A 6,760-nucleotide genomic window follows, 5' to 3' on the forward strand; every position below is an offset into this window, starting at 1 on the left:
TAGTTTTACAGCAATTTGCTCATATGTTCCGTCTGATTCGTTAAGTTGTTTCTTTTCCGGCACTTTTTTCGTCTGATCTGACGGGCCGGAAGGCCTTACTTGAGAATCACTCTCATGAAAAGTTATTCGCTGAAAATAATATTTCGGATCTTCCGGGACAGGGTGTACGTTCCGGCATCTTTTTTCTGGGTCATCATCAGAAATGTCATATTCTGCTCCGGCACGACTTCCATGTAGCATCCAAGCCAGCCGTCCCAGCCGAACTCGCCCTTGCTTCCCAGCGTTACCGCACGCGTCGGATCTACCAGAACACGCATCAGATTTCCGTAGGAAAATCCTTCCAGGCCGATCCAGTTATCAAAGCCTGCCTGCTGTACTGCGCTTAATGTGTGGCCTCCCAGAAATTTTACCGTCGCCGGACGGAGAATCTGTACACCGTTGTAGGTGCCGCCGTTCAGCAGCATCTGCGTAAATTTCGCATAATCGTCGATGGTAGATGCAAGGCCTGCTCCGCCTGCCTCATATGCCGGGCGGTACGCCATATCGTTCTGAATGCCAAGGTTATTGTCCAGATAACGGACGGACGGCTGTCCCTCCCTGCAGTCATACACCTTCGCCAGACGATCCTGCTTTTCTGCCGGAACCCAGAAATCGGTATCGTTCATGCCGAGCGGCTCGAAAATTTCTTTTTTCAGAAAATCCCCAAAGCGCATGCCGCTTGCCACCTCAATCACCGCACCTACGACATCCGCCGACGTTCCATAACTCCAGGACTGGCCCGGCTGATACAGAAGCGGGACTTTTCCAAGACGGTTTGCAAATTCTACTGTACTGATCGTTCCGCCGTTTTCTTCCTTAAGTCCGTGGATCACCTCCTGAAAAAGTGCATCGGTCTGCCGTCCCGTCTCATCCGTTCCGCCGTACGTCAGCCCGGATGTCATATTCATAATATCCTCCAGAAGGATCTCCCTCTCCGCTTTTTCTATCTTCCCATCCGCTGTACATACAACCGGGTTCCGGAAGCCCGGCAGATACTTGCTGACCGGATCCGCCAGATCGACGATTCCGCGCTCTACCAGAATCATCATGGCCGTCGCGGTAATCGGCTTGCTCATGGAGTAGAGACGGAAAATATTATCGCGGGAAACCGGCTTTTTCGCTTCGATATCCGCATATCCGCTCTCCAGATAAACCTGCTCTTCTCCGTCTTTGATCACCATCAGAAGACAGCCCGGTGTCTCTCCTTTTGCAACGGATGCATCCATCACCTGCTGCAGTCTTTTCTTTATCACCTGTTCCATGGTATGCTCTAACCTCCATCTAAATTTCATTGTTTTTTCCTATTTTACCTCTCTTTTTGCCCCCTGTCATCTTTTATCTTGCTTTTCTTCTTCTATCCTCATTGTCTTTTTTTCTGAAATCTTACAACTTTTCTGAAATTAAGAAAAACCATCAAAAACCATCATTGCCCTATTCCGAAAAATATGCTATTCTATATGTATATATATTTATGAATCTTCAGCTATTTAGAAAAACGAGGTGAACATCTTGCTGAAAACGAACGAATCCGCAGAAAATTATTTGGAAACTATTTTAGTCTTAAGTCAGAAAAAACCCGTTGTACGCGGTGTTGATATTGCAGAAGAACTTGGCTTTAAAAAATCAAGTGTCAGCGTTGCCATGAAAAACTTAAGAGAAAAAGAGCAGATCCGCGTAACGCCGGAAGGCTACATCTACCTGACCGACAGCGGACGCGCGATCGCAGAGATGATCTATGAGCGCCACCAGCTCCTCTCCCGCGGCCTGATGAGCCTTGGTGTTGATGAGCAGACCGCCACGGAAGATGCCTGCCGCATCGAGCATGTCATCAGTCAGGAAAGCTTTGAAGCGATCAAACGTCATCTGCACATGACTGCCGAAAAATAAGCATGACAAAAAAAACGCTGCCGGAGTTCTCTTCTCTCCGACAGCGTTTCACTTTCCGCCCGAAAGTCTCCCATTTCTTTGCCGGAGCCTTTCGGGTTTTCTTTTTACAGCATAAAAGTATACGTTCCGCTTCCCAGTTCCACGGTATCCGCCGGATCCTCCGTGTTTTTAAACAGGGTTGCCGTTGTATTGACCGGAATCGTAACCTGATACTCTATTTTGTCACCTTTCCGCTTCCATCCGGCAGAAATCACGCCGTACGGGCTGTCTACGGAACCTTTCATAAACTCGAGCGGGCCCGGCTGCGGTTTCAGCAGAATATGCTGATAACCCGGTTTTGTCTCGTCTCTCTGGATACCAAGTCCCGTGTGATACAGCCAGGAAAGAACGCTTCCGAGAGAATAATGATTGAACGAGTTCATCGCATTCTGTCCGCCGAAGCCTTTTTCCTTCGTGTAGGAATCCCAGTGCTCCCAGATCGTCGTCGCTCCCTGGGTCACCGGATACAGCCACGACGGGAATGCCGTCTGCAGCATCATCTTCCAGGCATCCTCCACAGCGCCCTGCTCGGTCAGCATCTGGTTCAGAATACCCGTTCCAAAGAATCCCGTTCCGACCGTATGGCCGATCGCTCTCGTCTTTCGGATCAGATGCTCTCCTATTCTCTTTCTGTCTTCTGCCACACCATAAGACAGTGCAATTGCATACGAGCACTGCGTATCACACAGCGTTCCGTCCGCATTGCAGGTCTTTCCGGAATCCGGAAGTACAAATGTCTCATTCCAGAATTTCTTCACCTTCGCAGCAAGCGCCTTATACTGATGCTGCTCCTCTGTTCTTCCGAGCGCACCGGCAATCCGGCTCATCAGATCGGCTTCTTTATAATAGAATGCATTCCATAAAAGCAGCAGATCCGTCTCTTCCGGTGCCAGCCAGTCGCCAAGCGGTCCGATCGCCGGATTTACCTTCGTTCCCGGCAGACCCTTATCCTTCATATAGTCCATATATTTCTGCATGCCAGGATAAAATTTCTCCAGTGTGCGGATATCCCCATACTGCTCATACAGTTCCCACGCCATAAAAATACTCGCACACTCATACGTAATGCCGCCGAATCCGCCGCCCACCGGTGCAATCTCCGGGTACTGGCCTTCCGGTGTCTGCAGATCACGCATCGCCTGCAGGTTCCGCTCATAGAATTTCTTCAGGCTGCTGTTGTTGAGCGCCGTATGGCAGAAAATATGCGTATCGCCCGCCCAGCCCATGCGCTCATTTCTCTGCGGGCAGTCGGTCGGAATGTTGATAAAGTTGCATTTCTGTGACCAGGAAACATTCTCGGCAAACCGATTCAGCAGTTTATGGCTACTCGTAAGGCTTCCATGGAATTCCGTCACAGAAGAATACTGAAGACTCTCTACTTCTTCCAGCTCCGGCGCATGCTCCACACCGCTGATCTCAATATAGCGGTAGCCGTGGAAGGTAAACTTCGGCTGGAACACCTCTTCCCCGCCGCGGCAGATATAAACATCCGTACTCGTCGCATCCCGGTAATTTTCCAGCATCATCGTGCCTTCTTTTCCGGCATACTCCGGCAGATCCGGATAAAGCACCTCCGCATAGCGGATGATGATCTTTGTGCCCGCCTTCTCATGCAGTGTAATCCGCGGTACACCGGCCATCTCCTGTTCCAGATCGTAGAGATACACACCCGGGAACAGCTCTTTTCTCGTCTTTGCCGTTCTCCGGTCTACAATCCGCACCGGCGCATCGTACTCACCGATATATTCCGGCTTCTGCTCATGAACCGCTGGCCAGGACCGTCCAAAGCCCGGCATCGTGCAGAACTCTTCGATCATGACGGTATCCACAACAACTGGCTTTTCCCAGGTGCTGTCATCAAACTCCGGCAGAGAATAAGTTCCGTAAACCTCTGCCCGGCGCGCATCGTACTGCTCTCCGGCAAAGTAGCTGGAAAACAGGTAAGGACCTTCTCCGAAATACTTCCAATCCTCGGTATTTGTTCCAAAGACCTCGCGGCTGCCGTCCTCGTACTTCATGACAACCTTGGCAAGCAGACTCTCCTTGTCTCCAAAGTAATTGAAGTTCTTCACCACAAAGGTCTGTGCCTCGCTCCACCAGCCCGATGCCAGCGTCACGCCGATTCCGTTTCGGCCCGGTTTCATCAGCCCTGTGATATCGTATGTCTGATAGTTCATTCTGTGGTCATACTGTGTCAGACCCGGACGCAGCAGATCTTCCGTGATCTCCTGTCCGTTGATCCGGCAGTCGTAGATACCGCGCGCAGTAATATAAAGGCGTGCCGATGCCAGTTTTTTCTCTTTCTGGCAGGAAATACACGACCGCAGCATTGGAATTGAATGATGGGACGGATCTGCCGTAATCTGGCTGTCTTCTACTTTAAAGTATCCGTTTTCCACCGGAATCTGATCCGCAAAGATACTTTTTTCCCCATCCAGCCGTCCTTCCGGCGTCTCACGAACAATTTCCGCGGATGGTTTTCTTACGTTTCTTACGGTCAGATTCTTAAAATATCCTGTCGTCCCTTTTCCTGCATAAAATCCGATCTCATTCAGTCTCGGATACGGCAGCACATCGTTATTTCCTCTCGGATTCAGCTGGCGGCCTGATACTTTCGTTCCAAAAAATCCATGCTCTTCAATGGCATCCACGAGGATGCCGTCGACATAGGCGTATGCCACATTGCCGTCAACCTCTACGGTCAGCTTATGAAAGGCATTGGCATTCTCTGGTGTCAGGATTTCCTGTGTTTTCTCTTTCCAGTTGACCAGTTTCGTAACGGCAAACGGTTTTTCCGCTGTATCCTCCGGCGCATAGCCCACGCGGTAAATTTCGAGGCGTGCATCTCCCTCCTCAAGGCACACAGCATAACGGATATAGTTCTCCCCTTCCATGCCAAGCTCATTTTTCGTATGATCGTTCAGACGGAAGTCATTGGCTCCAAAGACGATACCCGCTTCTCCCTTCCCGCCTTCCATCCGAAATTCACTCTCGATCGTAAAGACACCGCGGTTTTCCGCGCATACCGTCGCATGCGGTGCGCCGATCCACTCAGCTCCCTCCCATGCTGCATACAAAGAATCCATAAGGCCTGTCTCGAAGGAACTTTCTGCTTCTGCTTTTCCGCCGTGGTTATCCCACACCTCTGCTTTTACCTCATATTTGGTACAGGGCTGCAGTGCTTCTCCTTCATAACCAATCCCTGTTGATACGCCGGTTTCCATTTTTCCGCTGTCCCACACAGTATCTTCTCCGGTGCGCACAACGATCCGGCATGCGCTCTGCATCAGATTCTGTTCTCCTTCTTCTGCCGTCAGCAGCCAGGAAAATGCCGGTTTTTTCTCATCCAGCCCGATCGGTGCCATCTGATCTTCAATCAGAATTCTCTCTATCTTCATTTGGTAACCTCCCATTGCAAGTTTTGCCTTCTTTGCTGATTGTATTATACCGTCCAGCAGCTATTTCTGTTAAGATCAGTTTTTGCCCAAAAAAGCGTCTTTATTTGCATCTTTTCCGGTGTTATAATAAAGAAAATTACGAAAGAGAGGTACCATCAAATGAAAGTATTATTAATCAACGGAAGTCCTCACGCAAAAGGCAGCACTTATACTGCCCTGCACGAAATGGAAAAAGTCTTTACAGAAAACGGTATTGAGGCGGAAATCGTACATATCGGAAATAAAGATATCCGCGGCTGTGTTGCCTGCGGTGCCTGTTCCAAGCTCGGAAAATGTGCTTTTTCCGATATGGTAAATGAGGTTGCTCCGAAATTTGAAGAGGCTGACGGCCTTGTTGTCGGAAGTCCGGTTTATTATGCATCTGCAAATGCAACACTTATTGCTTTTCTTGACCGTCTGTTCTACAGCACACACTTTGACAAAACCATGAAAGTCGGCGCTTCGGTTGTCTCTGCACGCCGCGGCGGTCTTTCCGCTACCTTTGATGAGCTGAACAAATACTTCACCATCTCCGGCATGCCGGTTGCTTCCGGCCAGTATTGGAACAGTATCCATGGAAATAATGCGGACGAGGCGCAGCAAGATCTCGAAGGCCTGCAGATCATGCGTACCCTTGCACGGAATATGAGTTTTCTGATGAAGAGCATCCAGCTCGGAAAAGAATCCTTTGGTCTTCCGGAAAAGGAACCGCGCATCGGCACAAACTTTATCCGTTAATTTATCTGTTAAGCAAGATGCCGTCTTTCAGACTTTTTTCTATGTCTGGAATACGGCATCTTTTATAGCTGGAAGAAATTTTATACACGAAAAAAGCCTGCTTCCGCAGACTTTTTAAAGCGACCCGGATCGGGATCGAACCGACGACCTCCGCCGTGACAGGGCGGCGCTCTAACCAGCTGAGCCACCGGGCCAGACATATACAGAATATAAAATATGGAACTAAAGTGGACCTTCAGGGACTCGAACCCGGGACCGACCGGTTATGAGCCGGTTGCTCTAACCAACTGAGCTAAAGGTCCAAAGAGCCGATGATCGGACTCGAACCGATAACCTGCTGATTACAAATCAGCTGCTCTGCCAATTGAGCCACATCGGCATACATAACAAATATTTTATATTCAGTGACTCCGACGGGAATCGAACCCGTGTTACCGCCGTGAAAGGGCGATGTCTTAACCGCTTGACCACGGAGCCATATTTACTTTTTGAAAGAACTGACCTGTAAGAGTTTCTTACAGGTCGCATTCACTCCCCGAGTTGGGCTCGAACCAACAACCCTTCGGTTAACAGCCGAATGCTCTACCATTGAGCTATCGAGGATTATTCAATTGAAGATA

4 protein-coding genes and 5 tRNA genes are annotated in these 6,760 nt (G+C 49.5%); 2 read left to right on the plus strand and 7 right to left on the minus strand.

The window, feature by feature from the left end; all coding sequences use genetic code 11:
* Positions 1–122: 122 nt before the first annotated feature.
* Positions 123–1,331, minus strand: a complete 1,209-nt coding sequence (locus tag DW642_RS04715; protein ID WP_242856668.1) for a serine hydrolase domain-containing protein — start codon at positions 1,329–1,331, stop codon at positions 123–125.
* 220 nt (positions 1,332–1,551) lie between these two features.
* On the opposite strand from DW642_RS04715, the gene DW642_RS04720 reads away from it, so the two are divergent.
* Entirely contained in the window at positions 1,552–1,926 is a 375-nt protein-coding gene (locus DW642_RS04720) for a metal-dependent transcriptional regulator (protein ID WP_055221737.1), read from the plus strand.
* 104 nt (positions 1,927–2,030) lie between these two features.
* Here the strand turns inward: DW642_RS04720 and DW642_RS04725 are convergent, their stop codons facing one another.
* On the minus strand, positions 2,031–5,363 hold the full coding sequence (locus DW642_RS04725; RefSeq protein WP_158554974.1) for an alpha-L-rhamnosidase: 3,333 nt from the start codon (positions 5,361–5,363) through the stop codon (positions 2,031–2,033).
* 159 nt (positions 5,364–5,522) lie between these two features.
* Between DW642_RS04725 and DW642_RS04730 the strand changes: the two genes are divergently transcribed.
* Entirely contained in the window at positions 5,523–6,140 is a 618-nt protein-coding gene (locus DW642_RS04730) for a flavodoxin family protein (RefSeq protein ID WP_117509416.1), read from the plus strand.
* A gap of 120 nt (positions 6,141–6,260) precedes the next feature.
* On the opposite strand, the gene DW642_RS04735 is transcribed toward DW642_RS04730, so the two are convergent.
* From DW642_RS04735 to DW642_RS04755, 5 genes are all read right to left on the minus strand, one after another.
* Positions 6,261–6,334 (minus strand) — tRNA-Asp (locus tag DW642_RS04735).
* A 34-nt stretch (positions 6,335–6,368) separates the two neighbouring features.
* Positions 6,369–6,442: transfer RNA gene (locus DW642_RS04740), tRNA-Ile, on the minus strand.
* Positions 6,443–6,446: 4 nt separating this feature from the next.
* A tRNA-Thr gene (locus DW642_RS04745) sits at positions 6,447–6,519 on the minus strand.
* A gap of 26 nt (positions 6,520–6,545) precedes the next feature.
* A tRNA-Glu gene (locus DW642_RS04750) sits at positions 6,546–6,617 on the minus strand.
* Between the two features lie 54 nt (positions 6,618–6,671).
* A tRNA-Asn gene (locus tag DW642_RS04755) sits at positions 6,672–6,743 on the minus strand.
* Positions 6,744–6,760 lie beyond the last annotated feature (17 nt).

Origin of the sequence: Blautia sp. AM23-13AC (assembly GCF_003435675.1) — a bacterium.
In the GTDB taxonomy this organism is placed as follows: Bacteria; Bacillota; Clostridia; order Lachnospirales; family Lachnospiraceae; genus Fusicatenibacter; species Fusicatenibacter saccharivorans.

Bases quoted from the DNA above. Each gene is read 5' to 3' on its own strand.
- DW642_RS04715 (WP_242856668.1), bottom strand. From the start codon at position 1,331: ATGAAATTTAGATGGAGGTTAGAGCATACCATGGAACAGGTGATAAAG.
- DW642_RS04725 (WP_158554974.1), bottom strand. From the start codon at position 5,363: ATGAAGATAGAGAGAATTCTGATTGAAGATCAGATGGCACCGATCGGG.
- DW642_RS04730 (WP_117509416.1), top strand. From the start codon at position 5,523: ATGAAAGTATTATTAATCAACGGAAGTCCTCACGCAAAAGGCAGCACT.